The organism is Allobosea sp. GW822-FHT05A11 (assembly GCF_058800455.1).
In genome coordinates this window covers 14,957-39,155 of record NZ_JBXAMI010000004.1, presented here as the reverse complement: position 1 = coordinate 39,155, position 24,199 = coordinate 14,957, and the positions used below count along the sequence as shown (strand labels likewise).

Here is a 24,199-nt window from a genome sequence, read left to right as displayed (position 1 = left end):
GAAGGACATCTTCCGATGCAGGAAGAACACAATAGTAGAATTCATCTAAACAATAATATTTGATCGCATCGTTCTAAGCTGAAGCCTGCAGCCGAGGCCCACCGGCTCCCGATCTCGTGATCGCATCCTGCCCCTCGCCCGCCAGCTTCCCGTTGCAATGCAGCGGCAGGGCTCCAACATGCGGAGCATCAAGGGACGTCACAGATGCTCGACCGCCGGACGATGTTGACGGGAACAGGCGCCTTGGCCGCGAGCTTCGCCATGGCCGGCCGGGCGGCAGCCGCGTCTGATACCGACGTCGTCGTGATCGGCGCCGGCGCGGCCGGCATCGCCGCGGCGCAGGCCCTGCGCGGCGCCGGGCGCCAGGCCGTCGTACTCGAAGCGCGGGACCGCGTCGGAGGGCGCGCCTTCACCGATGCCTCGCTCGGTCCGGCCTATGATGCGGGCGCGATGTTCATCCACTGGGCCGAGCGCAACCCCTGGGTCCAGATCGCCCGCGATCTCGGCATCGCCACCCCTGCCGAATCCTGGGGCAGCGGCTTCAAGGTCTTCGCCGACGGCCGACCGATGGCCGATTCCGACCGCAATCGCCGCCGGAGCGCATTCGGCCAGATCGACCGCCGGCTGGAAACGGTCGATCTCACGCAACGCGACATGTCGATCGCCGAGCTCCTGGGAGATCTCGGCCCTGAGCTCGCGCCCGTCGCGGCATCCGGCCTGCTGCTTTCCATCGGCGAGGAATCGAGCCGCATCTCCGCGCGCGACTATCAGCGCCTGTGGTCGGGGGATGATCTCGTCGTCCCCTCCGGCTACGGCAATCTCGTCGCGCGCTCGGCTACCGGGCTGGACATCCGCCTGAACGAGCAGGTCGAGACGGTCCGCTGGGACGGACCGGGCGTCACCGTCACCACGCGTTCGGGCACGCTGCGGGCCAATGCCTGCATCGTCACGGTCCCGGTCGGCGTGCTGAAGGCCGGGACGATCCGCTTCATCCCGGAGCTGCCGGCCGCGACGCGCGACGCCCTTGCCGGCCTTCATATGGGCGCGCTGACCAAGATTGCGCTGAAGGTCGAGGGCGACCGTTTCGGCATCGCGCCCGGCGCGAGCTTCCTCGAAGCGGCCGCGCCCGAACGCCTGATGAATCTCGACATGTTCCCCGGCGGGCAGGACATCGTCATCGGCTATTGCGGCGGCGACTATGCCCGCAAGCTCTCGGAGGCCGGCACCGACGAGGCCCGCGCCCATCTCGTCGACCTGCTGGCGAGGATGGTCGGTTCGGACTTCCGGAAGGCGGTGAAGGCGGTCTCCTTCCCGGCCTGGTGGACTGATCCCTTCGCCCGCGGCTCCTATTCGATCTGCGATCCCGGCCACGAGGCGGCGCGCGACGCCCTCGCCCAGCCGATCGGCAACCGCCTCTTCATCGCCGGCGAGGCGACGGCCGGAGGCGGCGCCATGACGGTCGGCGGCGCGACGCTCGCCGGTCGCGCTGCGGCAGCGGCGCTGACGCGCCTGAAGGCTTGACGGGTATCAGGCCGCGCTCGGCCGAAGCGCCAGTTCCCAGTTCTGACCGACGAGATCCTGCCCGAAGGAGTGGTGCTTCTCCTCCGCCACCAGCCTGAAGCCTTCGCCGACATAGATGCCGCGCGCCGCATGCAGGATGTCGTTGGTCCAGAGCACCATGCGCCCGTAGCCGGCAGCGCGCGCGAAACCGATGGCCTCGCGGACCAGACGCTTGCCGAGCCCGAGCCCATGTGCCCGCTTCTCGACGATCACGAGCCTGAGCTTGGCCGTCGCCTCGTCCTCCTGCACGACGAAGGCGGAACCGACGGGCTGGCCATCGAGCTCGGCGATGAAGCAGCGCTCGCGGTCGGGCTTGAACTCGCGCAGGAACTTCGCGGCGATTTCCGCTACAAGCGCCTCGAAACTCAGATCCCAATCGTAGTCCTCGGCATAGAGCCGGCCATGCGCGCCGACGACCCACCCCATGTCGCCGGCCCGATGCTCACGGATAACCGGCGCGGAACGATCACGAACATCGCCGGTGAGAAGCCGCTCGGTATCGCCGAGCGCATCGACAAGCCTCGCCTGCTCGAGCGGTGCCAGCCGCCCCAGGATCGCCCCCGCCTGCGCGCTCGAAGCCTCGTCGAGCGGCTGGAAGGCCGCCCTGCCCTTCGCCGTCAGGCGCAGGCGCCAGGCCCGGCCATCGGCTACCGAGCGGCTGCGTTCGAGCCAGCCCTGCCCGGCAAAGCGCTTGAGGATGCGTGAGAGATAGGCCGGATCGAGATCGAGCGACTTGGCCATCTCGGCCGCCTGCCAGTCGTCGCGCTGCGCCAGCTCGTAAAGCACGCGCGCCTCGGCGAGCGCGAGGCCCGAGCCGTGCAGGCTCCCGCCGAGCGCCCCGACCCAGCGGGTATGGAAGCGGTTGAAGCGGCGGATCGCGGCGACGGCGGTCTCGGTGGTTTCCATGGCGCACCTCCAGCTAGAGCATTTCCGGCGAGCACCCGTTCGCCTCCAAAGCTCCATCTTTTTGTTTCGACGCAGTTCCGGGCGCAAAACCGCTGCGCACTTTTGCTGAACTCCTCCAGATGCCAACCGATTTAGTGGACATAGTCAACTAAATTCGAGACAGCCGCTGAACCCGTCGTTGACCGTCCCTTAACCGGTCTCTGGCGGAGTCGCGCTTTGGCGTTTGCGGCACTCTCAATGCAAGTCGATCTCCTCGCCGGCGCGGGCCACCGCCCCTTCGCGATCCCCCGGCCCCGGCCCACCATCCTCGTCTTCGATTCCGGCCTCGGCGGCCTCACCGTGCTCGCGCGCACCACCCAGGCCTGCCCCGGCGCCCATATCGTCTACGCCGCCGACGATGCCGGCTTTCCCTATGGCCGGCTGGGCGAGGGCGAACTCGTCACCCGCGTGCTCGCCGTGATGGAGCGCCTCATTGCGCGCTTCCATCCCGATCTCGTGGTCATCGCCTGCAACACGGCCTCGACGCTGGTGCTCCCGGCGCTCAGGGCACGCTTCGCCATCCCCTTCGTCGGAACCGTCCCCGCGATCAAGCCGGCCGCAGCCGCGACCCGCAGCGGCATGATCTCGGTGCTGGCCACGCCCGGCACCGTGGCGCGCGACTACACCCGCGAGCTGATCGAGACCTATGCGGCCAGCCACCGCGTCACGCTCGTCGGCGCAACGCGGCTCGCCGGCCTTGCCGAGCAGGCGCTGAAGGGCGAGGCCGTCGACGACGCGATCCTTGCTGCCGAGATCGCCCCTTGCTTCATCGAGGAGGATGGCCGCCGCACCGATGTCGTCACCCTGTCCTGCACGCATTATCCCCTGCTGCTGGAGCGGATGAAGCGGCTCGCGCCCTGGTCGGTCGAGTGGATCGACCCGGCGCCGGCGATCGCGCGCCGTGTCGCCGACCTCCTGTCCGGCGCCCGCGAGCCCGATCCGGCCTGCCACGACGCGACCGCGGTCTTCACCAATGGTTCCGGCCTGACCGGCCCCTTGCGGATCGCCTTGGCCGGCTATGGCCTGGCACAGGTCGTCGTCGAGCCCATGCCCCTGGCGAACTGAGGGAACCAGCCCGACCCCGAAGCGTTTAGGGTTCCGGCGACCATCGCAGAAGGAGCCAGCCTCATGAGAAAGCTGCTATTGCTGTCGGCGCTTGCCGCCAGCCTCGCCTTCGCCGGCGTCGGCACAAGCACGGAAGCGCAGGCGAAGCCCCATGGCTGGCGCGGAGGCCATGGGCATCACGGCTTCTACGGCCACGGGCCACGCCGCCACCATGGCTGGAATCGCGGCCATCACTATGGCTGGTACAAGCACCGTCCGCGGCGCCACCATTATTATTATCGACCCTATGGCTACTGGCGCTGATTGCGGCTTTCCGCGGTCGCGGAATTGACTCGAAGCCGGCTTTCCGTCATACGCCCTCTCGTCGCGCGGCTCCTCACGGGGCCGCGTGGCTTTTTCCGCACCCGTGATCCGCTCTTCTTCGGAAGCTGGATCTGTCGCCCCGCAAGGGGACAGGAGGGCGCGGTCCTCAACTCGCGAACCTGAGAGGACACGCGACATGTCGAAGCGCCATGAGGCGAAGTACAAGATTGACCGCCGCCTCGGTCAGAACATCTGGGGCCGCCCGAAGTCCCCGGTCAACCGTCGAGAATACGGCCCCGGCCAGCACGGCCAGCGCCGCAAGGGCAAGCCGTCCGACTTCGGCACGCAGCTGCGCGCCAAGCAGAAGCTGAAGGGTTATTACGGCTCGATCTCCGAGAAGCAGTTCCGCCGCTACTACGCCGAGGCGATCCGCCTGAAGGGCGACTCGGGCGAGAACCTCGTCGGCCTGCTCGAGCGTCGTCTCGACGCGGTGATCTACCGCGCCAAGTTCGTCCCGACCGTCTTCGCGGCCCGCCAGTTCGTCAACCACGGCCACATCACCGTGAACGGCAAGCGCGTCAACATCGCCTCCTATCAGGTGAAGCCGGGCGACGTGATCGCGGTCAAGGATTCGTCGAAGCAGCTCGCCATCGTCATCGAGTCGGCCGCGCTGGCCGAGCGTGACGTGCCCGATTACATCGACGCCGACCACACCAAGTTCTCGGCCACCTATACCCGCACCCCGACCCTGTCGGACGTGCCCTACGCGGTGCAGATGGAGCCGAACCTGGTCATCGAGTTCTACTCGCGCTGATCGGCGACAACGCCCTTGGCCTTTCGGGGCGCAGACGACATTCAGGGGACGGCCTTCGGGCCGTCCCCTTTTTCGTTCTGGCGATACGCCGGTTTGGCGGCATGATGCGCCCACCGATCGCGACCGGGAGAATGGCATGAGGGTTTTGAAGGCGACGTTCGGCGCTTTGGCGACCGCCGCGTTCCTGCTCTCGACGGCGGTGGGATGGAACGTGGCGCTATCATCAGGCGCGTCGGCCGAAGTCCGCTTCGGACGCAATGTCCGCGTCGGCGGGCACGACTTTTCCAATCAAAGCTTCAATCGTAAGCGGCGCGCGGAGATCTATCTCTATGATCGCGCCCCGGCCCGTTCAGGCTGCGTCTGGCGCTCGGATGGCCGTGGCGGCAAGGTGAAGACCTGTCACCTGCGCCAGATCAGGTAGAATGCGCCGCGCGCGGCTGGGCGACGAAAAGCGGTTTCGGCCGGGAATGGAACCAGGCGTGCAACAGCTCAGAGATGCGAGCCGACTTCGTTGCGGAAGAAATAGCAGCCCACTCCCACGCAGCCGATCAGGATCGACAGCGCATAAGGCCCGAACAGGCAGACGATGAAGACCGAGCCGATGAAGGCCCGCATCGCCCAACATGACCATGTCTGCTTCATGGCTCACCTCTCGCATCGCAATCACTGACAAAGCGTAAACGGCGAGGCGTGAATCCAACCTGAATGGATATGGTAAATGCCTGAATTCCTTTTGAATTCCGTATGTTAGGGATTTTGACGAAAGCAGGGCGGAAAGCGCTCTTGCCCATATCTCCCAGCCGTACGGTAGCGTAGCGTCATCTCCCCGGAGAGGAGATTCGCATGAAAAGACTTCTGCTGACCGCGTTCGCAGTGTGCTGCATGGCCGGCGCCGCCCAGGCGCAAAGCTGCAACCTTCAGGCCACGGACAAGAAGCTGGCCGGGGCGGCGAAGACGAGCTTCCTGACCAAATGCGAGAAGGATGCGGGCGCCGCCTGCGACAAGCAGGCCGCCGACAGGAAGCTGGCCGGCGCCGCCAAGAACAGCTTCACCAAGAAATGCGTCTCGGACGCGGTCGGTGGCTGAGACCGGGCGCCCACGAGCGAGACGCGAAGAGCCGCGCCCAAGACAGGGGGCGGCTCTTTTCAGTCATGGACCTGTTGGAAATGGGCCGGCGTCAGCGCTCAGTCGTCGTTCCGGTCGTCGCGATCCCGCCAGTGCCTGCGTCCATCGCGGTCACCACGATCGCCGCGCTCCCAGCGGTCGCCACGGTCGTTGTCATGCCAGCCTCCACGCCAGCCGCGCATCTCGCGGAAGCGCTCGCGCCCTTCCGCCATGGCCTCGCGCACCGAGCGGCGCAGCACCGTCTTCTGCTCGTCGCTGAGCGTCGTCCAGAGCGGGCGCACGGCATCGGCCAGTTCCTTGGAGCGGGCTGCACGCTCGCCCTGCCGATTGGCGGTGGCGTCGAGGCGCTCCATCAGATCGGCATGGCGCAGCGCCTCGCGCCGCTCGCGCATCGCTTGCCCGCGCTCGCCGCGCTCGGCGGTGCGCTGCTTGATCAGCCCCTCGACCTTGTCGAACAGAGCTGCCTGCTCCGGGCTGAGCTTGAGATCGGCGCGCACCTTGGACAAGCGCTCTTCCATCCGCTCCTTGGCTCGCTCGGCCCGGCGCTCGCGCCATTCGTCGCGGCGCTGTTCGCGGCTTTCGCTGCGTTCCTGCTTCTGGTCGCTGCCGCCCGCGGGCGGAACCGGCTGCGGCTGCGCCAGCGCGAAGCTGCCGGCAAGCATCGCGATCGACGATGCGGCGATGAGGGCAATGGGTTTCACGGGCAATCTCCTTGAAACAGTCCAGTCGAAGCGTCGCGCAGCGGGTCTCGAAGCCGATTGGCGATAGCGTGAACCTGATCCTGCCGGCCTGACCCGGCAATGGCCAGCGGATGAAAAGATCGTAATGTAGCGACAACGCCTTCGGCGCGATTCGGTTCGCCATCGGGTTTTCAATGCAAAATCTCATCACCGATGTCCGCGGCCTGCTCGTCGGCCATGCGCATGACGTTGCAGCAGGGACGGGCGTCACCGCCGCGATCTTCGAGCGCCCGACCATCGCCTCCGCCGCCGTGCTCGGCGGCGCGCCCGGCACCCGCGATACCGCGCTGCTCGATCCGGAGATGACCGTCGAGCATGTCGACGCCATCGTTCTCTCCGGCGGCTCGGCCTGGGGGCTCGGGGCCGCCGATGGCGTGATGCGCTGGCTGGCGAAGGAGGGGCGCGGCTTTCCGGTCGGCGCCTTCCGCGTGCCGATCGTCCCGCAGGCCATCCTGTTCGACCTGATGAATGGCGGAGACAAGCCTTGGGCCCGCGGCGAAGGCGAAACGCCCTATGCCCGGCTCGGGGCCGAGGCTGCCGCCGCAGCGTCCGCCAGATTCGCGCTCGGAACCGCCGGTGCCGGCTACGGCGCGACCACCGCCAATCTCAAGGGCGGTCTCGGCTCGGCGAGCGCGCGGGCCGCGACAGGGCAGATCGTCGGCGCACTGGTTGCGGTGAACGCCGTCGGCACGGCCACGATCGGCGACGGCCCCCACTTCTGGGCAGCGCCCTATGAGCGCGATGGTGAGTTCGGCGGCATCGGTTGGCCTGCCGCGATCACGTCTGACGACACCGCTTTGCGCTTCAAGGGCGGCACCGGCCAGAACACCACGATCGCGCTGGTCGCGACCGACGCCGTCCTGACCAAGCCGCAGGCCCGGCGCCTCGCGCTCGCCGCGCATGATGGCCTCGCCCGTGCCTTGCGCCCTGCCCATGCCCCGTTGGACGGCGACATCGTCTTCGCCGCCGCAACGGGTTACAGCGGCGCACCCTCGGACGCTTTCGCGATGACGGAGCTCTGCGCCACGGCCGCCGATGTGCTGGCTCGCGCCGCGGCGCGCGGCGTCCACGCGGCAACGGCCCTGCCCTTCGCCGGCGCCAGGCCTGCCTGGCGGGATCGTTTCGGGCATTGAGCCGACCCCGAAAACATGCCGCAACGTAATGGAGTAATTTACCAAGCATAAAGCCGACCTCCGTAATCTGCCCGCCTAGGTTTCCGTTTTATGATCGGACAACCGGGGGGACCCTATGCGCGAGATCGGCTTCGGCCTGGTCTGCGGTGTCGCTATGGCGATCGCCGCGCTCCTGATTGCGGCCTGGCCGGTGCCGGGACGACCGATCGCCGCCTTTTTCCCCGCTGGAACCGCATCGGCCGATATCGCGCAAGCCGTCACCGAGGCCAGCGGCAGCCTCCTGCAGATCGATACCGCCGCCGCCGTCGCCTTCACGATGGGCGAGCGCGACGGCTTCGTCTCATCCCTCTACGGAGCCGGAGCCTGGCTCGTCATCGACGCCGCCTTTGCCCGGCTTTGCACCGGAAGCGCCACAGGGAGCAGCCGATGAACGCCGTCACGCGCTTTCGGGAGCGCTTCTCCCGTTTCCTGATCGCGATCCTCTGGGCGAATGCCGCCGTACTGGCGGTCGGAACGCCCGCCTTCTCGCCGCTGCACGGCCCTGCGATCACGCTGGCAGGCATCGCGCTGGCCGCTCTCGGAACGATGATCTGGCGCATAGACCGCACCGGCTGGATGACCCGCGAGGTTTCCAGCATCGTGACCATGGGCCAGGTCATGCTGCTGGTCTATGCCTTCGCCGGGCATCCCTATCAGTCCGACATGCACATGTATTTCTTCGCCATGCTGGCTGTGCTCGCCGGCTGGCTCGACTGGCGCATCTTCATCCCGGCGACTCTCGCCATCGTCCTGCATCACCTCGCTTTCAGCCTGCTGCAACCCAGCGGCGTCTTCCTCGGCGGCAACCAGATCGACCGCGTCCTGCTGCATGGCGCGATCGTCGCCGTGCAGTCGGTCGCGCTGAGCTGGGTGGTCTGGTCGCTGCGCCAGTCGCTCGAAGTCTCGGAGCGCGAACGCCACGAGGCCGATGTCGCCCGCGCCGCGGCGGACGAGGCCAGGCGCAATCTCGCCGAAACCACGGAGAGGAGCGCACTGGTTCGCCGCCAGGTCCTGCACGCCGTGGCCGACGATTTCGAACGCGAGATCGCCGGCATCGCCCGCGACGTCATCGCCTCCGTGCAATCCCTGCGCATCGCATCGCAGCAGATGAAGGCCGGCGCCCTCGAAGTCTCCGAACGCTCCAGCGCCGCCTCGCAGTCCTCGCGCCAGACCTCGTCCAATGTCGTCGCCGTCACGCAGGGCACGGCGGAACTGGCGCATTCATTCGCCGAGGTCGACCGCCAGGTCGCGGAAACCACCCGCGTCGTCGGCGAGACCACGCGGCAGGCCCGCGCCGTGCTCGACACGGTCGGTGAATTGTCGCGCAAGGCCGGCCAGGTCGGCGATATCACCGACGCGATCTCGACCATTGCCAAGCACACCAACCTGCTGGCGCTCAACGCCTCGATCGAGGCTGCCCGTCTCGGCCGCTCCGGCGGCGGCTTCACTGTCGTCGCCCAGGAGATCAAGTCGCTCGCCAATCAGACCTGGCGCGCAACGGAAGAGATCCAGAGCCAGATCGGCGCGATCCGCGATTCCAGCACCGAGGCGATCGACGCGATCGACGCGATGAACGCGACGGTCGGCTCGCTCAACCAGATTTCCGGCAATGTCGCGACCGTGGTCGAGCAGCAGAATGCCGCGGCTGCGGGCATCGCCCAGATCATCCGGCGCGCCGCCGACGAGACCGTCTTCGCCGCCGGCCATATCGACATCGTCAGCCGCATCGCCGCCGAAACCGACGAGGCTGCGGGCCATGTCGCCGAATCCGCCGACAAGCTTTCGCTCCAGTCCGTGCATCTCGACAGCGAGGTCGCCCAGTTCCTCGGCCGCATCCGTGCCGCCTGAGCTACCGTTTCCTGCCGAGCGCGAATGCGCTATGGCGGGGCCATGTCCACCGACGATTTCCTCGCCCGTTTCGGCTCCCCCGGCGCCAGCCAGCCGGACCCCGTCGCCGCTGCCCAGCAGGCCATGCGCAATCCCCTGCCCGCCTGCTTCTACAAAGAGGCCGGCGTGCTGGAGCGCGACGGCCTCTTCCATGTCGCTCTCGACGGCAAGACGGCGCGGACCCCGGCCCGCAAGCCGCTTGCCGTCGGCTCACGCCCGGTCGCCGAAGCGCTTGCCGCCGAATGGCAGGCCCAAAGCGAACGGATCGATCCCGCGCGGATGCCGCTGACCCGGCTCGTCAACTCGGCACTCGACGGCGTCGAGGACCAGCAGGAGGCCGTGCGCGCCGAAATCGTCCGCTATGCCGGCTCCGACGCGCTCTGCTACCGCGCCGGCGAGCCCGAGGCGCTCGTCGAACGGCAAAATCTGGTCTGGCAGCCGATCCTTGGCGATATCGAAGCTCTGATCGGCGCCCGCTTCCTGCTGGCCGAGGGCATCGTCTTCGCCGAGCAGCCGGAGGAGACGCTCGCCGCCGTCACCCGGCATGTCGAGAAGATCGCCGCCCCGCTGGCGCTCGCCGGCGCCCATAACGTCATGACCCTGACCGGCTCGGCCATCCTGATGCTCGCACTGGCGAACGGGCTGATCGATCCGGACGCGGTCTGGGATGCCGCTCATCTCGACGAAGACTACCAGATCGGGATTTGGGGACAGGACGAGGAAGCGGCCGAGCGCCGCGTCATCCGCCGCCGTGAATTCGACGCTGCGGTGCTCCTGCTGCTGAAGGGGTAGGCGGCGACGACGGCTGATCGCACCAGCCTCGCCGCGATGGCCCAGCCTCGCATCGTTCCGCATGATTGCGGTTCCGGCTTGCGCAAACGTCGTCATGGACTCATCCGCTTTCGCCGCTTAAGCCGGCTTTGAGACGCGTTTTGCCCGCCGGGAGCCTGCCGCCATGAAGGATATTCTCGAACAGCTCGAATCCCGGCGCGAGGGCGCCCGCAAGGGTGGCGGCGAGCGCCGCATCGAGGCGCAGCACAAGCGCGGCAAGCTCACCGCCCGCGAGCGCATCGAGCTCCTGCTCGACAAGGACTCCTTCGAGGAGTTCGACATGTTCGTGCAGCACCGCGCCGTCGATTTCGGCATGGACAAGGCCGAGAAGATCCCCGGCGACGGCGTCGTCACCGGCTGGGGTACGGTCAATGGCCGCACCGTCTTCGTCTTCTCCAAGGATTTCACCGTCTTCGGCGGCTCGCTCTCTGAGACCCATGCCCAGAAGATCATCAAGATCCAGGACATGGCGCTGAAGATGCGTGCGCCGATCGTCGGCCTGTTCGATGCCGGCGGCGCCCGCATCCAGGAGGGCGTGGCGGCGCTCGGCGGCTATGGCGAGGTCTTCAAGCGGAACGTGCAGGCTTCCGGCGTCATCCCGCAGATCTCGGTGATCATGGGCCCCTGCGCCGGCGGTGACGTCTATTCGCCGGCGATGACCGATTTCATCTTCATGGTCCGCGACACCTCCTACATGTTTGTCACCGGCCCGGAGGTGGTGAAGACCGTCACCAACGAGACCGTGACCTCGGAGGAGCTCGGCGGCGCCAAGGTCCATACCTCCAAGTCCTCGGTCGCCGACGGCTCCTTCGAGAACGATGTCGAGGCGCTGCTGCAGGTGCGCCGCCTGCTCGACTTCCTCCCCGCCAACAACACCGCCGGCGTACCGGAATGGCCGTCATTCGACGTGCCCGACCGTGTCGACATGAGCCTCGACACGCTCGTACCCGACAACCCGAACAAGCCCTACGACATCAAGGAGCTGATCCTGAAGACGGTCGACGAGGGCGACTTCTTTGAGATTCAGCAAGCTTACGCCGGCAATATCGTTACCGGTTTCGGCCGCATCGAGGGCCGCACCGTCGGCATCGTCGCGAACCAGCCGATGGTGCTGGCCGGCGTGCTCGATTCCGACGCCTCGCGCAAGGCGGCGCGCTTCGTGCGCTATTGCGACGCCTTCGAGATCCCGATCGTCTCGCTCGTCGACGTTCCCGGCTTCCTGCCCGGCACCGCGCAGGAATATGGCGGCCTGATCAAGCACGGCGCCAAGCTGCTCTTCGCCTATAGCGAATGCACCGTACCGCTGGTCACGATCATCACGCGAAAAGCCTTCGGCGGCGCCTATGACGTGATGGCCTCCAAGCATATCGGCGCCGACGTGAACTATGCCTGGCCGACGGCGCAGATCGCGGTGATGGGCGCCAAGGGCGCGGTCGAGATCATCTTCCGCGGCGGCGATGCCGAGACCATCGCGCGCCAGACCAAGGAATACGAGGACCGCTTCATGTCGCCCTTCGTCGCGGCCGAGCGCGGCTATATCGACGAAGTCATCATGCCGCATTCGACGCGACGCCGCATCGCGCGGGCCCTCGCGATGCTCAGGACCAAGAACGTCGAGCGGCCCTGGCGGAAGCACGACAACATTCCGCTCTGACATCGCAACGCGCGTCATGCTCGGGCTTGCCCCGAGCATCTCAGGCCGCGTGAGGCTCCAGCCGCACCGTCTCGTCATGAAATCCTCGGGTCAGCGCTTCGCTCCGCCCGAGAATGACGGCCTGACCTGCTAATCCAGCGTGCTCCGGAACCGCATCAGCGCGAGCCCCGCATAGACCGGCACGAACAGGCTGAGATAGAGCACCTCGTCGCCGATATCGCTCAAGCCTGCGCCCTTCAGCATGATCGCGCGGATGATCCGCAGGAAATGCGTCAGTGGGAAGAGTTCTCCCAGCGCCTGCGCCCAGCCCGGCATGCCGGCGAAGGGGAACATGAAGCCCGACAGCATCAGCGAGGGCAGGAAGAAGAAGAAGGTCAGCTGCATCGCCTGGAGCTGCGTGCGCGCCACCGTCGAGATCGTGTAGCCAAGCAGCACCAGTGCCAGCACGAAGACCAGCACGCAGGTGAGCAGCAGCCCAAGCCCGCCGAGGAAGGGCACGGCGAAGAGCAGCTTGGCCGCGCCCAGCACGATCACCACCTGCACCGCGCCGATGGCGAGATAGGGCAGCACCTTGCCGAGCATGATCTCGCCGGCCGTCGCCGGCATGGCGAGCAGGTTCTCCATGGTGCCGCGCTCGATCTCGCGGGTCAGCGCCATCGCCGTCATCATCACCATGGTCATCTGCAGGATGACGCCGAGCAGGCCCGGCACGATGTTGTACTGGGTGATGTTCTCCGGGTTGTAGCGCCGGTGCACCACGAAGGAGAGGCTGTCGCCACTGGCCCCAGCCGGATCGGTGACCGGCTCGCGCCCCTGCGCCCGCAGCAGGGCCCGGCTCGCGATCGTGCCAAGCGCCGAGACAGCCCCGCTCGCCGCTGCGGGGTCGGTTGCATCGGCCTCGACCAGGATGCGCGGCTCGTCCGCCCGCTCGACGCGGGTGCCGAAATCGCTGGGAATGGTGACGAGGAAGGAGATTTCGCCCTTCGCCATCAGGCTCTCGGCCTCGGCCGCGCTCTGCGGCCGCTCGCCGAAGCGATAATAGTTCGAGACCTCCAGCGCCGAGACCACGGCGCGGGTATATTGGTCCTGCCCGAGCGCCAGGACCGCCGCCGGCAGGCCCCGCGGGTCGTTGTTGATCGCATAGCCGAAGAGCAGGAGCTGGACGATCGGCACCGCCAGCATCATGGCGAAGGTGATGCGGTCGCGCCGCATCTGCACGAACTCCTTCGCCAGGATCGCGCCGAGCCGGCGTGGGGAAAACAGCGCAATCATGCCGCCCGCTCCTGCGCGCCGGTCATGAACTTGATGAAGACGTCCTCGAGGCTGGTCTCGCCGGGCTCGACCTTGATGCCGGCCTCGCGCTTCAGGGGTTCGAGCGCCGCCTCCAGCTTGCTCCGATCGGTGCCGACGACATGCAGCGTCGCGCCGAAGGGAGCGACCTGCTCGACGCCCTCGGTCGCCTCCAGCGCCCGGATCTGGGCGGGCTTCAGTGCGCCATGGACGACGAAGGTGACGAGGCCCGAACCGCGAACGACCTCCTCGACGGTCCCCGTGGCCAGCATCCGGCCATAAGCGATGTAGCCGATGCGGTGGCAGCGCTCGGCTTCGTCCATGTAATGGGTCGAGACCAGCACCGTCAGCCCGTCGCCGGCCAGCCGATGGATCTCGTCCCAGAACTCGCGCCGCGCCTTGGGATCGACGCCCGCGGTCGGCTCGTCGAGCAGCAGGAGCTTGGGCTGGTGCATGATGCAGGCGGCGAGCGCCAGACGCTGTTTCCAGCCACCCGAAAGCGTGCCGGCGAGCTGGTCCTTTCGCGAGGTGAGGCCCAACCCGTCCAGCGTCTTGGCCACGGCCTCATCGACCGGATCGAGCTCGTAGAGCCGGGCGACGAAGGTCAGGTTCTCGGCGATCGTCAGGTCTTCGTAGAAGGAGAAGCGCTGCGTCATATAGCCGACCTGGCGCTTGATCGCGGCGCTTTGCGTACGGACGTCGAGCCCGAGCACAGTGCCCTCCCCGGCATCGGGCCTGAGCAAGCCGCAGATCATCCGGATCGTCGTCGTCTTGCCCGAGCCGTTGGGCCCGAGGAAGCCGACGATCTCGCCCGTCGCGACCGCGAGATCGACATCGTCGACCACGGTGCGCTTGCCGAAGCGCTTCGTCATCCCCCGCACATCGATGGCGAGCGCGGCACTCACCGCTGCGCCCTGAGCGTGACGTCGACGATCTGGCCGGGTTGAAGCGCCGATTGCGGCCCGCCATCCGGCCGTGCCTCGACCAGATAGACCAGCTTCTGGCGCGTCTGCGCCGAATAGATCACCGGCGGCGTGAATTCGGGCTCCGGCGAGACATAAGTCACGGTGGCGGTCAGGCCGGGCGCACAGCCATCGCAGCGGACATCGAGCTTCATGCCGGTCGTCACGCCTGAGATTCTGATCTCCGGCACATAGAGCATCAGCTTGGCGGCGCCGTCCGGCAGCATCAGGAGCGCCGGCGCGCTCGGCCCGGCGAGTTCGCCGACCCGGCGCAGGACGTCGCTGATCCGCCCGGCCGCGGGCGCGACGAGCTGGCGCTGCGACAGCTTCCACTGCGCCTGTGCCAGAGCGGATTTCGCCTGCTCGACCTGATTCTCGCTGGCCTTGATCTCGTCGGGCCTTGCCGCCAGCCGCGCCACGCCAAGATTGGCACCGATCTCGCGGACCCGCGCGCCGGCGACGTCGCGCGCCGTCACCGCCTGGTCGAGATCGGCCTGGGTGGAGACGCCCCGGCGGAACAGGTCCTGCCGCCGGTCGAGCGCCCGGTCGGCTTCGCGCTCCTGCGCCTTGGCGGAGGCGAGGCTCGCCTCGATCACCGCAATCTCTTCCGGCCGCTTGCCGCTCTTCAGATTGTCGAGCTGCGCCCGCGCCTGCACCAGCCGCGCCTCGGCCTCGGCAACGGCATTCTCGGCATCGGTCCGTTCGAGCCCCGCCACGGCCTGGCCGGCCTCGACGCGGTCGCCCCGGCGGACATCGATGCGCTCGATCCGGGCCGTATCGATCGGCCCGAGCCGGACATATTCGCCCTCGACATAGCCGGCGATGCGGACCGTATCGCCGCCGCAGGCGGAAAAGCTCGCGGCGATCAGCCCGAAGGAACAGAGGAAGCCGAGGATCATGACCTGTTCTCCCGCATGCTGGCGATACTGGCGCGGAGATTGGCGCGGATGACGCCGGCGATCGCCTCGCTCTCAGCCGTGTTGATCGCGCTCCAGCCCATGCGCCGCATCACGGCCGGCCGCGCCAGCCGGAAGTAAAGCACCTGCCCGATCGTCGCGAAGACCGCGAGCTTGGTTGCCTCCGCCTCCGGCTCCATCCCGGTCGCCGCCGCCCAGAGCCGGCAGAGATGGCCATGGACCGGCCCGACCAGCCCCTCGTAGAGCGTCTCGAAGGCCGGGGTCGGCTCCATCATCTCACGCAGGACGAAGCGGGCGATCGTCTCGCTTTCCTGCGCCTGCGTCGCGAAGGCCGTGACACGCCCGACGATGCCGAACAGCAGCTCGGCTGCCGCCTCCGGCGCGAGCCTGTCGAGGGGCGGCATCGCCGCAGCGGCGCCGAAGACCCGCTGCTTCATCGTCGCGACGATCGCCTCGGCACAGGCCTGCCGCAAACCGTCCTTGCCACCGAAATGATAGGCGATGCCGGCGCTGTTGACCCTGGCCGCCTGGGCGATCTGGCGGATCGAGCTCGCCTCGAATCCATGCCGCCCGAACAGGTCGAGCCCGGCCCGGATCAGCGCCTCGCGTGTCCCGGCATCGCTCTCGGAAATAGCTTTCATATCGCATCCATATCATCGCCCGCTATTTCAATCAATCGATTGATTGAAATAGCGAGGACAGGCGCCCGCCGCCTATGCCTTCTTCCGCCCTCCTGCGCCGCACCAGCGCCGACATGACTCGTCGTCCATAATGGTCTAAGGCGGCACCCATCCTGTGATCCGCTCCCCGCCCGATGCTTTTCAACTCCTTCGTCTTCCTGCTTGCCTTCCTGCCGCTGGCGCTCGCCCTCCACTGGGCGGCGGAACGCTTTGCGCCGCGCTGGCGCCTGCCGGTGCTGGTGGCGCTGTCCTTCGCCTTCTACGGCTATTGGGACTGGCGCTTCCTGCCGCTGCTCGTGCTCTCGATCGGGCTGAACTGGCTGATCGCCGAGGCCTTCCAGAAGACGAAGTCCGGCGCGCTGATCACGCTTGCGATCGTCCTGAACCTCGCTGTCCTCGCGGTGTTCAAGTACTTCAACTTCTTCGCCGATCTCGCTGGAATGATTCCCGGATTGCCGGCGCCGAAATTCGACATCGCGCTGCCGCTCGGCATTTCCTTCTTCACCTTCCACCACATCATGTACCTGACGGATCTGCGGCGCGGGCAGGCGCCGCGCTACGATCTCGTCCGCTACGCGCTCTACATCGCCTTCTTCCCACAGGTGCTCGCCGGCCCCCTGGTGCGCTGGCGCGAGATCATGCACCAGCTCGACGAGCGGCCCTATCAGCGCCCGGACGCGGCCGAGCGGATCGCGCGCGGCCTGCTGCTGCTCACCGCCGGCCTCGCCAAGAAGGTGCTGATCGGCGACCCCCTCGCCGAATACGCCAACCCGGTCTTCGCGGCCGCGGCGGCCGGCAAGGTCATCAGCCTGATGGAAGCCTGGCAGGCGACGCTCGCCTTCACCTTCCAGATCTATTTCGACTTCTCCGGCTATACCGACATGGCGCTGGGCCTCGCCCTGCTCTTCGGCATCGTGCTGCCGCAGAATTTCGAGGCGCCGTATCGCTCGCTCTCGATCCAGGATTTCTGGCGCCGCTGGCACATGACTCTGTCGCGCTTCCTGCGGGACTATCTCTACATCCCGCTCGGCGGCTCGCGCAGCGGCCTGCCGACGCAGATCTGGGCGCTCTTCGCCACCATGGCGCTGGGCGGCCTCTGGCACGGCGCCGGCCTCACCTTCGTCGCCTGGGGCGTGGCGCATGGGCTGGCATTGATCGTCGCGCTGTTCTGGCGTCGCGCCGGCCTGCCGATGCCGGCGGCGCTCGGCTGGGTCCTGACCTTCCTGTTCGTGATGCTCTGCTGGGTGCTGTTCCGGGCGACGAATTTCGAGGCCGCGCTCGCGATCTACAAGGGCCTGTTCGGGCTCGGCCCCGTCGGCACCGGCTTCAAATGGCGGGCTTTGCTGCCGGCAGCCGCCTTCGCCATCATCGGCCCCACCGCCTGGAACCTCGTCCATAAATTGCCGCCGGCCCGCTGGCTCGCGATCCTCGCCGGGCTCCTGTTCGTCATCATCCTGCTGAAGATCGGCGAAGACGCCAATTATGAGTTCATCTACTTCCAGTTCTGAGCAGGCCGCTCGGGCGGCGAAGTGGACGGGCTTCACCGGCGCCTTCCTCAGCGCAGCGGTGCTGATCGCGGTCGCCTTCCTGACGGCCGCCTTCCTGATCGATCCCTATGATTCCGGCCGCTCGCCGCTGAAGCTCGGGGAAGGCGTGCGCCCGCAGGGCCCGCGCACGGCGCTGGCGAGCCGCGGGCGCGACCCGCGCTTCACCGGCGCCATCTTCGGCAACTCGCATATCCAGCTGATCTCGCCGGAGGAGCTGCATGCGAAGACCGGTATCCCCTTCGTCTCGCTGATCGCGCCGGCGACACAGCCCAGGGAGACCTTCGCGACGATCGACTGGTTCCTGCGCCACCACCGCACGGCGCCGCCGCAGGCGATCGTGGTCGGCATCGACAATTACTGGTGCACCGCGAACCCGGCTCTGCCCAACGAGAAGCCCTTCCCGTTCTGGCTGTTGAGCCGCAGCCTGCCCGACTATCTCGGCGGGCTGATGCGCTTCGACCTGCTGGAGGAACTGCCCCGCCGAATCGGCTATCTGACGTCGGTCAAGGCCGAGCGCGCACGCCCGGACGGCTACTGGGACTACGAATCGGGCTACGGCGTGCAGGGTTACGGAACCAATCCGGAGATCATCGCCCGGTTGCAGAAGCCGATCGAGGCCGGCGGCGGCAATGTCGACGGCCCCTTCCCGGCCGCGACGGGTCTGGAAGAGCTGATGAAGGCGGCCCCGGCCGAGACCGCGCTGATTCTCCTGCGCCCGCCGGTCTATGTCACCGCCCTGTCGAAGCCCGGCACGCGCGATGCCGCGGCCGATGCGGCCTGCCGCAAGGCCTTCGCCGACCTGGCGGCCCGCCGCCCGCGCACGGCGCTGGTCGATTGGCGGGTCGACAGGCCTGAATTACGCGATCCGAAGCTGTTCTTCGACCATAGTCATTACCGGCAACCGATCGCCAGATTGGTCGAAGCCGACATCGCCGACGCGATCCGCAAGCTGAATTGACGCAAATCCGGCCATTTTCATCGAAAATGGGCGCCGGATCGCGCGTTTTCACGAAGCCGTTGAAGTCCTGTCGGAAGCGATTGTTCCAGTTGAAACGGATCGCTATAAGGGCGCCAAATCGGCTCCCCTTCCGCGGCACAGCCGATGGGTGCGTGAGCCGACAACTGAGAGAGCGCCCATGTCGAAGCAGATCATCCTCGAGGCGGATTACAAGCCGAGCGATGACGAGCCGTTCATGAACGACCGTCAACGCGAGTATTTCCGCGGCAAGCTCCTCGCCTGGAAGGACGAGATCCTGCGGGAAGCCAGGGAAACCCTGCTGACCTTGCAGAAAGAGAGCGAGAATCACCCGGACATCGCCGACCGGGCCTCCTCCGAAACAGACCGCGCCATCGAGCTGCGCGCCCGCGACCGGCAGCGCAAGCTGATCGCCAAGATCGACGCGGCCATCGCCCGGATCGATGACGCGACCTACGGCTATTGCGAGGAGACCGGCGAGCCGATCTCGCTGAAGCGTCTGGAAGCCCGCCCGATCGCGACGCTTTCGCTGGAGGCGCAGGAGCGCCACGAGCGCAACGAGCGCGTCTTCCGCGACGATTGAGCCGCGACAGGCTTGCCCGACTTGTCCAGGAGGCCCCGCGTCGACAGGCGCGGGGCCTTTTGCGTGAAGCCCCCTATGTCGACGGCCCGTTTCCGTCGGGAAGCGGCCTGCCCTAACCTCGCGGCGACAACCGCCAATCGAGGAGGACGCGCAGCATGGACCGTTTCACAGGCGGATGCCGGTGCGGCAATCTGCGGATCGTGGCGTCGGGGCGCCCTTACCGGGTCGGCATTTGCCACTGCCTCGACTGCCGCAAGCATCACGGCGCCCTTTTTCACGCCTCCGCGATCTTCCCCCAGGAGGCGGTGGCGATCGAGGGCGAAGCGCGCGACTATGACGGGCGGTTCTTCTGCCCGCGCTGCGGCTCACCGGTCTTCGGGCGCTCCGGCGACGAGACCGAGGTGAACCTCGGATCGCTCGACGCCCCGGACCAGCTGATGCCGACCTACGAGCTCTGGACCATCCGCCGCGAAGCCTGGCTGCCGCCCTTCCCGACAAGCAAGCGTTACGAGCGCGACCGGGATTCGGCGAGACGTTTCGAGGAATAAACCTCAGAGGCGGCCTCATGCACCCGTCAAGTGGCTGAACAGGATCGAACACCCCAAGCCGACCAGAGCCACCCCCCCGATGCGCTCGGCCCACCGTCCGAATTTGGCGCCGATCAGATTGCCCGCCATCATGCCACCTGTTGACATCAGGAAGGTGGCGAATCCGATCGCGAGCGCGACGACGACGATATTCACGTCCAGGAACGCAAGCGAGACGCCGACCGCCATCGCATCGATGCTGGTGCCGATCGCGGTCGCCATCAAGGCCCAGGGCGAATGGCCCTGCCCGGCCTCCGCGCGTTCCTCGGCCGGTTTCAGAGAGTGCAGGATCATCCGCCCGCCGACGATCCCGAGCAGGGTGAAGGCGATCCAGTGATCGACGGCAGCGACATACTGGCTGGCGGCGAAACCGGCCGCCCAGCCAATAAGCGGAGTGATCGCCTCGACGATGCCGAAGACGGCACCGGTCCGAAGTGCATCGAGAAAACGCGGGCGCGTGGAAGCGGCGCCCCGGCCAATAGATGCCAGGAAGGCGTCGACGGACATGCCCACGGCGAGCACGGCAACGGAAACGGGTGACATGACGATCTCTTGCGCGGGCTTGAGGATCGGACGGATATCGAAACCATGCCCGCATGGCCGCCGTCACGGTCTCGCTTGGCCGGAACGCTCCGGCTGATCGCACCACGCGGTCCTCGCCGCGAGCCTGTTGATGCGACCGCGCTCCGACAAGGACGCCGCTACTCCCCGATGGCAGGCATGTAATCTCCTGTCCTCAAGAAGTCAATAACGCAATTATTTCAATAATTTATCAATAAGAAGCACTTGCAATAAGGCATCTCAAGGCTGCGTCGGGCCGGCGCATCGCCTTTTCGACCGAGGAAAGGAAAGCCCCGCGTCGGGAGGACGCGGGGCTTCTGGCCGCCGACCTTTGTAAAGCTTGGGGAGCGTGGCAGGCAGCCGGGAGGGTGGCGGCTCGGGAGAGACCGCCGACCGGCCGGCGCGGAGACAAGGGGGAGCGTTCCGCGCCGTCCGGGATTTCGGTGGGAAGGGTCGAAAGATCAGAAGGGCAGCAGGATATCCATCACCTGCTGGCCGTAGCGCGGCTGCTGGACATCGGTGATCTGGCCGCGGCCGCCATAGGCGATGCGGGCCTGGGCAATCTTGGTTGAATCGATGGTGTTGTCGGACTCGATGTCCTCCGGCCGGATCACGCCGGCGACGATCAGTTCGCGCACCTCGAAATTGACGCGGATCTCCTGCTTGCCCTCGATCACCAGGTTGCCATTGGGCAGGTTCTGGGTGACGACCGCCGCGACATTGGTCGCCAGCGTCTCGGAGCGGTTGACCGAGCCCGCGCCCTCGCTGGAACCGTCGGATTCCAGCTTGAGCAGGGAGGAGGCCTTGGCGCCGTTGGGCAGGAAGGCATCGAGCTTGTTCTCGAAGCCGAAGGCGTTCTCGGCGCCGAGATCCTCGCCGTTCTTGCGGCTGCGCTTGGTCGTGTTGTTGAGCTGGGCCTTGTCGGTGACCTTGACCTTGACGGTGACGAGGTCGCCGACCCTGCGGGCGCGCTGATCCTTGAAGAAGGCGCGCGAGCCGGTGCGCCAGAGCGAGTTCGGCGCATAGGAGGCGTGCGACACCTCCGGCATCGGCATCTGCACCGGCTTGTAGCCCTTGGCGGCGGTCGGGTCCTCGACCGGCGACAGCGTCGGCGCCTGGCCGACATTGGCGAGGCGGTCGCCGATGCCGCAGGCGCCGAGCGAGGCGGTCAGCAGCAGGAGCCCGGTGAACTTGGCGAAGCGGTTGGCGGACATGGCGGTTTCCACGGAACTTTACTGAGCGCTGGCGACGCGGCCGGCGGCGGAAGGCTGGACGGAAACCCGCCCGGGACCGCTCACCTTGCCCTGCAGCACGCGCTTGGACTGGGGATTGGTGATGGAGATGACATCGCCCATCGCGCCGGCCTCGTTGGCCCGGCCGCGCAGGGTAAGCAGCAGGCCCGGCGTCTCGTAGACGATGGTGACGAGATCGCCCTTGCCGACGATCTCCTCGCGCTGGACGTCGCTTGCGCGCAGCGGCACGCCGGCGAGCAGGGCGCGGCGTGCGACCTTGTCGATGGCAGCGCGGATATCGCCGATGACCTCGCCGCCCTGCCCCTCGCGCTGGCGGCGCTCGATGACGACATCGTCCTTGCCGAGCGTCTCGCCACGGGCGATCAAGCGCCTGGGCACCACGACTTCCATGGTCTCGACGAGCTGGCCGGAGATGCGCAGCGGCTTCAGCCGCATCGCCGTGCTGCCGGGCACCGCGAGCCGGGCCTGCAGGCGTCGCGAGCGGGCATCGAAGGAGAGCTCGACCACGGCGACGTCGCCCGTCAGCTCGGGCTCGACGGCGATGCTCGGTGCCCCGCCATCGATCGCCAGGGCGAAGATGCGGGCATCGACGCCGAAGCGCTCCTGCAGTCCGGTCTTCACGGCGGCTTCGAGGTCCATAGCGGTGATGCGACGAGCCGAGCGCGTCACCACCACCTGCGCAAAACCCTGGCTCCGGAACTCGCCGGCATCGTGAACGATGCCGGCCGCGCGGGCGGCCTCGACGATGCGGGCGACCTGGATCGTGCCGGTCTCGCCCAGCGCCGGCGCCCGGAAGGCCGCCGTCGCAGCAGCCTCGCCGGAGAGGCCGGGAATGAGATCGCCGAAAGTGACGAGATCGCGCCCGAGATTGATCTCGGAGCGCAATTGCAGCCTGGACGGCAGCGCTGCGACCGCAGGAGCCGCAACGGCGGAGGCGACCGCGACCGGGGCGGGCTGAGCCTGCTGCGGCGCGGCCAGAGCGGCGCTGCCGGAGAGAGCCAGGGCGATCAGGGAGAGGCGGATCATGATGCGCGCTCCCTTAGCCGCGGAACATCTGCGTCGTCGCCGACATCATCTGGTCGGCGGCGGTGATGACCTTGGAATTCATCTCGTAGGCGCGCTGCGCGGCGATCAGCGAGGATAGCTCGGTGACCGCCTGAACGTTGCCTTCCTCGAGGTAGTTCTGCTGCAGCGTGCCGAAGCCCTCGCCGCCGCCGAAGCCGTCGATCGGCTGGCCCGAGGCCGCGGTCTCGATATAGAGATTGTCGCCGATCGACTCGAGGCCGACCTTGTTGACGAAGCGCACCAGCTGGATCTGGCCGAGCTGCTGCGGGGCAGTCTGCCCCGGCACCATCGCCTCCACAATGCCCTGCGCGTTGATGCTGACGCTGGAGGCGTTGTTCGGCACGGTGATGCCGGGCTCGACCTGGTAGCCGTCGCGGGTGACGAGCTGGCCCTGCGCGTCGAGATCGAAGGAACCGTCGCGGCTATAGGTGGTGCGGCCATCGGGCATGCGGATGCGGAAGAAGCCCTCGCCGCGGATGGCGACGTCGTAGGGCTTCTCCGTCGGGCTGATATTGCCCTGCGTCATGACGCGGCCGGTCGAGACCGTCTTGACGCCGGAACCGATGAAGGTGCCGGCCGGAGCTTGGGTGTTCTGGTCGGAGGTGGCCGAGCCGGCGCGCCGGAAATTCTCGTAGAGCAGGTCCTGGAAATGAACCTGCTGGCGCTTGTAGCCGGTGGTCCGGACGTTGGCGATGTTGTTGGAGATGACCTGGACGTTCATCTCCTGGGCCATCATGCCGGTCGCGGCTGTCTGCATGGCGCGCATGGTGCTCGCTCCCTATCAGGCCTGCTGGTCCGCCAGGCGCGAGATCGCCCGGCTGCGCAGCTCATCGGATTTGCTCATCATGTTGGCGACGTTCTGGTAGTTGCGCTGCACCTCCATCAGGCGGGTCAATTCGACCACGGCCTTGACGTTGGAGCGCTCGATCGCACCCGGCTCCAGCCGCGCCTCGACGCCGGCCGCCTGCGGCGGCGTGGCCGAGGAGAACAGGTTGGTGCCTTCGCTCGCCAGCGCCGCCGGATCGGCGAAGCGCACCTGCCGCAGCTTGCCGCGCGTGCCCTGGTCGCTGCTGACGGTGCCGTCGGCGGCGATGCGCATGGAATGTTCGCTGGAGCCGAAGACGATCGGCCCGGCCTCGCCCATCACCGGCAGGCCGGTCTGGGTGACGAGCCGGCCCTGCCGGTCGAGGCTCAGGGAGCCGGCGCGGGTATAGCGTTCGCCGTTCGGCGTCTGCACGACAAGATAGTTGTCGCCCTTCAGAGCGACGTCGAGCGGATTGCCGGTGAGCTCCACCATGCCCTGCGACAGGTCGAGCGGCGTGCCCTTGTCGATGACATAGGACAGCGGCCGGTCGGCCGGCTTGAAGGCATCGGCCTTCGCGACAGGCATGAGGAATTCGGTGAAGCGCGCGCTGCGCGCCTTGAATCCATTGGTGCCGACATTCGCCACGTTGTTGGCGATGACGTCCAGCTCGCGCGCCAGAGCCACCTGACGCGACAGGCCGATGAGAAGCGCGTTCTCCACGGCTTATCTCCCGATCATGTCCCGCGGCAACCTCGACGCTCCCCAGCGCAGTCGCCACGGCCCAGTACCGGCAAGCGGCGTGCCAACATGGTTAATCCAGGCAAGATATTGATATCATTGAATACAGAGCGGATGACACCTCCCGTCACGGCCCGGC

Annotated in this window: 27 protein-coding genes and 1 riboswitch; of the genes, 15 read left to right on the top strand and 12 right to left on the bottom strand. The window is 67.2% G+C overall.

The window, feature by feature from the left end:
* The first annotated feature begins 204 nt into the window (after positions 1-204).
* Positions 205-1,521 (top strand): flavin monoamine oxidase family protein, encoded by a 1,317-nt coding sequence (locus tag AC1RLU_RS13990; protein ID WP_492796274.1) that lies wholly within the window; start codon positions 205-207, stop codon positions 1,519-1,521.
* Between the two features lie 6 nt (positions 1,522-1,527).
* Here AC1RLU_RS13990 and AC1RLU_RS13985 read toward each other — a convergent pair whose 3' ends face one another.
* Positions 1,528-2,466, bottom strand: coding sequence for a bifunctional helix-turn-helix transcriptional regulator/GNAT family N-acetyltransferase (locus tag AC1RLU_RS13985; RefSeq protein ID WP_492796273.1), 939 nt, complete (start codon positions 2,464-2,466; stop codon positions 1,528-1,530).
* Between the two features lie 237 nt (positions 2,467-2,703).
* Between AC1RLU_RS13985 and murI the strand changes: the two genes are divergently transcribed.
* The 4 genes from murI to AC1RLU_RS13965 all read left to right on the top strand — a co-directional run bounded on the left by murI (position 2,704) and on the right by AC1RLU_RS13965 (position 5,108).
* Positions 2,704-3,570 carry a glutamate racemase gene (murI, locus tag AC1RLU_RS13980; RefSeq protein ID WP_061966949.1) on the top strand — a complete coding sequence of 289 codons (867 nt, stop codon included), beginning with the start codon at positions 2,704-2,706 and terminating at the stop codon, positions 3,568-3,570.
* 63 nt (positions 3,571-3,633) lie between these two features.
* Positions 3,634-3,873 carry a hypothetical protein gene (locus AC1RLU_RS13975; protein WP_082617368.1) on the top strand — a complete coding sequence of 80 codons (240 nt, stop codon included), beginning with the start codon at positions 3,634-3,636 and terminating at the stop codon, positions 3,871-3,873.
* A gap of 196 nt (positions 3,874-4,069) precedes the next feature.
* Complete coding sequence (gene rpsD / locus AC1RLU_RS13970) at positions 4,070-4,687, top strand: 30S ribosomal protein S4 (RefSeq protein WP_061966947.1); 618 nt, start codon at positions 4,070-4,072, stop codon at positions 4,685-4,687.
* A gap of 136 nt (positions 4,688-4,823) precedes the next feature.
* Positions 4,824-5,108 (top strand): hypothetical protein, encoded by a 285-nt coding sequence (locus AC1RLU_RS13965; RefSeq protein ID WP_492796270.1) that lies wholly within the window; start codon positions 4,824-4,826, stop codon positions 5,106-5,108.
* A 68-nt stretch (positions 5,109-5,176) separates the two neighbouring features.
* Here AC1RLU_RS13965 and AC1RLU_RS13960 read toward each other — a convergent pair whose 3' ends face one another.
* Entirely contained in the window at positions 5,177-5,329 is a 153-nt protein-coding gene (locus tag AC1RLU_RS13960; RefSeq protein ID WP_156407051.1) for a hypothetical protein, read from the bottom strand.
* A 201-nt stretch (positions 5,330-5,530) separates the two neighbouring features.
* Here AC1RLU_RS13960 and AC1RLU_RS13955 point away from each other — a divergent pair, with 201 nt between their 5' ends.
* Positions 5,531-5,773: a hypothetical protein gene (locus AC1RLU_RS13955; RefSeq protein WP_061966933.1), complete on the top strand. Its 243-nt coding sequence runs from the start codon at positions 5,531-5,533 to the stop codon at positions 5,771-5,773.
* Positions 5,774-5,871: 98 nt separating this feature from the next.
* On the opposite strand, the gene AC1RLU_RS13950 is transcribed toward AC1RLU_RS13955, so the two are convergent.
* Complete coding sequence (locus AC1RLU_RS13950) at positions 5,872-6,513, bottom strand: Spy/CpxP family protein refolding chaperone (RefSeq protein WP_492796269.1); 642 nt, start codon at positions 6,511-6,513, stop codon at positions 5,872-5,874.
* A 173-nt stretch (positions 6,514-6,686) separates the two neighbouring features.
* Here AC1RLU_RS13950 and AC1RLU_RS13945 point away from each other — a divergent pair, with 173 nt between their 5' ends.
* From AC1RLU_RS13945 to AC1RLU_RS13925, 5 genes are all read left to right on the top strand, one after another.
* Complete coding sequence (locus AC1RLU_RS13945; protein WP_492796268.1) at positions 6,687-7,685, top strand: P1 family peptidase; 999 nt, start codon at positions 6,687-6,689, stop codon at positions 7,683-7,685.
* Positions 7,686-7,839: 154 nt separating this feature from the next.
* Complete coding sequence (locus AC1RLU_RS13940) at positions 7,840-8,115, top strand: hypothetical protein (RefSeq protein ID WP_492796267.1); 276 nt, start codon at positions 7,840-7,842, stop codon at positions 8,113-8,115.
* Positions 8,112-9,572: a methyl-accepting chemotaxis protein gene (locus AC1RLU_RS13935; RefSeq protein WP_492796266.1), complete on the top strand. Its 1,461-nt coding sequence runs from the start codon at positions 8,112-8,114 to the stop codon at positions 9,570-9,572. The genes AC1RLU_RS13940 and AC1RLU_RS13935 overlap by 4 nt, the downstream gene beginning before the upstream one ends.
* Positions 9,573-9,614: 42 nt before the next feature.
* Positions 9,615-10,403: an ATP12 family chaperone protein gene (locus tag AC1RLU_RS13930; protein WP_492796264.1), complete on the top strand. Its 789-nt coding sequence runs from the start codon at positions 9,615-9,617 to the stop codon at positions 10,401-10,403.
* A 163-nt stretch (positions 10,404-10,566) separates the two neighbouring features.
* Complete coding sequence (locus AC1RLU_RS13925; protein ID WP_492796262.1) at positions 10,567-12,096, top strand: acyl-CoA carboxylase subunit beta; 1,530 nt, start codon at positions 10,567-10,569, stop codon at positions 12,094-12,096.
* A gap of 129 nt (positions 12,097-12,225) precedes the next feature.
* Here AC1RLU_RS13925 and AC1RLU_RS13920 read toward each other — a convergent pair whose 3' ends face one another.
* From AC1RLU_RS13920 to AC1RLU_RS13905, 4 genes are read right to left on the bottom strand one after another with little or no spacing between them, the layout of a single operon-like run.
* Complete coding sequence (locus AC1RLU_RS13920; protein WP_061966927.1) at positions 12,226-13,368, bottom strand: ABC transporter permease; 1,143 nt, start codon at positions 13,366-13,368, stop codon at positions 12,226-12,228.
* Positions 13,365-14,258, bottom strand: a complete 894-nt coding sequence (locus tag AC1RLU_RS13915; RefSeq protein ID WP_492796944.1) for an ABC transporter ATP-binding protein — start codon at positions 14,256-14,258, stop codon at positions 13,365-13,367. Before AC1RLU_RS13915 ends, AC1RLU_RS13920 begins: the two co-directional genes overlap by 4 nt.
* Positions 14,259-14,287: 29 nt before the next feature.
* The gene (locus AC1RLU_RS13910) at positions 14,288-15,247 is read right to left on the bottom strand and encodes an HlyD family secretion protein (protein ID WP_091856550.1); all 960 of its coding nucleotides are present in this window, start codon (positions 15,245-15,247) and stop codon (positions 14,288-14,290) included.
* The gene (locus AC1RLU_RS13905) at positions 15,244-15,906 is read right to left on the bottom strand and encodes a CerR family C-terminal domain-containing protein (protein ID WP_492796261.1); all 663 of its coding nucleotides are present in this window, start codon (positions 15,904-15,906) and stop codon (positions 15,244-15,246) included. Before AC1RLU_RS13905 ends, AC1RLU_RS13910 begins: the two co-directional genes overlap by 4 nt.
* Positions 15,907-16,079: 173 nt before the next feature.
* Here AC1RLU_RS13905 and AC1RLU_RS13900 point away from each other — a divergent pair, with 173 nt between their 5' ends.
* The 4 genes from AC1RLU_RS13900 (at position 16,080) to AC1RLU_RS13885 (ending at position 19,599) form a co-directional block, all read left to right on the top strand.
* Positions 16,080-17,453, top strand: a complete 1,374-nt coding sequence (locus AC1RLU_RS13900; protein WP_061966924.1) for an MBOAT family O-acyltransferase — start codon at positions 16,080-16,082, stop codon at positions 17,451-17,453.
* A complete protein-coding gene (locus tag AC1RLU_RS13895) occupies positions 17,428-18,450 on the top strand; it encodes a hypothetical protein (RefSeq protein WP_492796259.1) in 1,023 nt (340 codons plus the stop codon). Before AC1RLU_RS13900 ends, AC1RLU_RS13895 begins: the two co-directional genes overlap by 26 nt.
* A 178-nt stretch (positions 18,451-18,628) precedes the next feature.
* Positions 18,629-19,051 (top strand): RNA polymerase-binding protein DksA, encoded by a 423-nt coding sequence (gene dksA / locus AC1RLU_RS13890; RefSeq protein WP_061966923.1) that lies wholly within the window; start codon positions 18,629-18,631, stop codon positions 19,049-19,051.
* 155 nt (positions 19,052-19,206) lie between these two features.
* A complete protein-coding gene (locus tag AC1RLU_RS13885) occupies positions 19,207-19,599 on the top strand; it encodes a GFA family protein (protein WP_492796257.1) in 393 nt (130 codons plus the stop codon).
* Positions 19,600-19,614: 15 nt separating this feature from the next.
* On the opposite strand, the gene AC1RLU_RS13880 is transcribed toward AC1RLU_RS13885, so the two are convergent.
* From AC1RLU_RS13880 to flgF, 5 genes are all read right to left on the bottom strand, one after another.
* Positions 19,615-20,181: a manganese efflux pump MntP gene (locus AC1RLU_RS13880; RefSeq protein ID WP_492796256.1), complete on the bottom strand. Its 567-nt coding sequence runs from the start codon at positions 20,179-20,181 to the stop codon at positions 19,615-19,617.
* A 21-nt stretch (positions 20,182-20,202) separates the two neighbouring features.
* A riboswitch (yybP-ykoY riboswitch) is annotated at positions 20,203-20,360 on the bottom strand.
* A 300-nt stretch (positions 20,361-20,660) separates the two neighbouring features.
* Positions 20,661-21,413, bottom strand: coding sequence for a flagellar basal body L-ring protein FlgH (gene flgH, locus AC1RLU_RS13875; protein ID WP_061966921.1), 753 nt, complete (start codon positions 21,411-21,413; stop codon positions 20,661-20,663).
* Positions 21,414-21,431: 18 nt separating this feature from the next.
* A complete protein-coding gene (gene flgA / locus AC1RLU_RS13870; protein ID WP_492796254.1) occupies positions 21,432-22,478 on the bottom strand; it encodes a flagellar basal body P-ring formation chaperone FlgA in 1,047 nt (348 codons plus the stop codon).
* A gap of 13 nt (positions 22,479-22,491) precedes the next feature.
* Positions 22,492-23,283: a flagellar basal-body rod protein FlgG gene (gene flgG, locus AC1RLU_RS13865; RefSeq protein WP_061966919.1), complete on the bottom strand. Its 792-nt coding sequence runs from the start codon at positions 23,281-23,283 to the stop codon at positions 22,492-22,494.
* A 15-nt stretch (positions 23,284-23,298) separates the two neighbouring features.
* Complete coding sequence (gene flgF / locus AC1RLU_RS13860; protein WP_492796252.1) at positions 23,299-24,042, bottom strand: flagellar basal-body rod protein FlgF; 744 nt, start codon at positions 24,040-24,042, stop codon at positions 23,299-23,301.
* Positions 24,043-24,199: the final 157 nt, after the last annotated feature.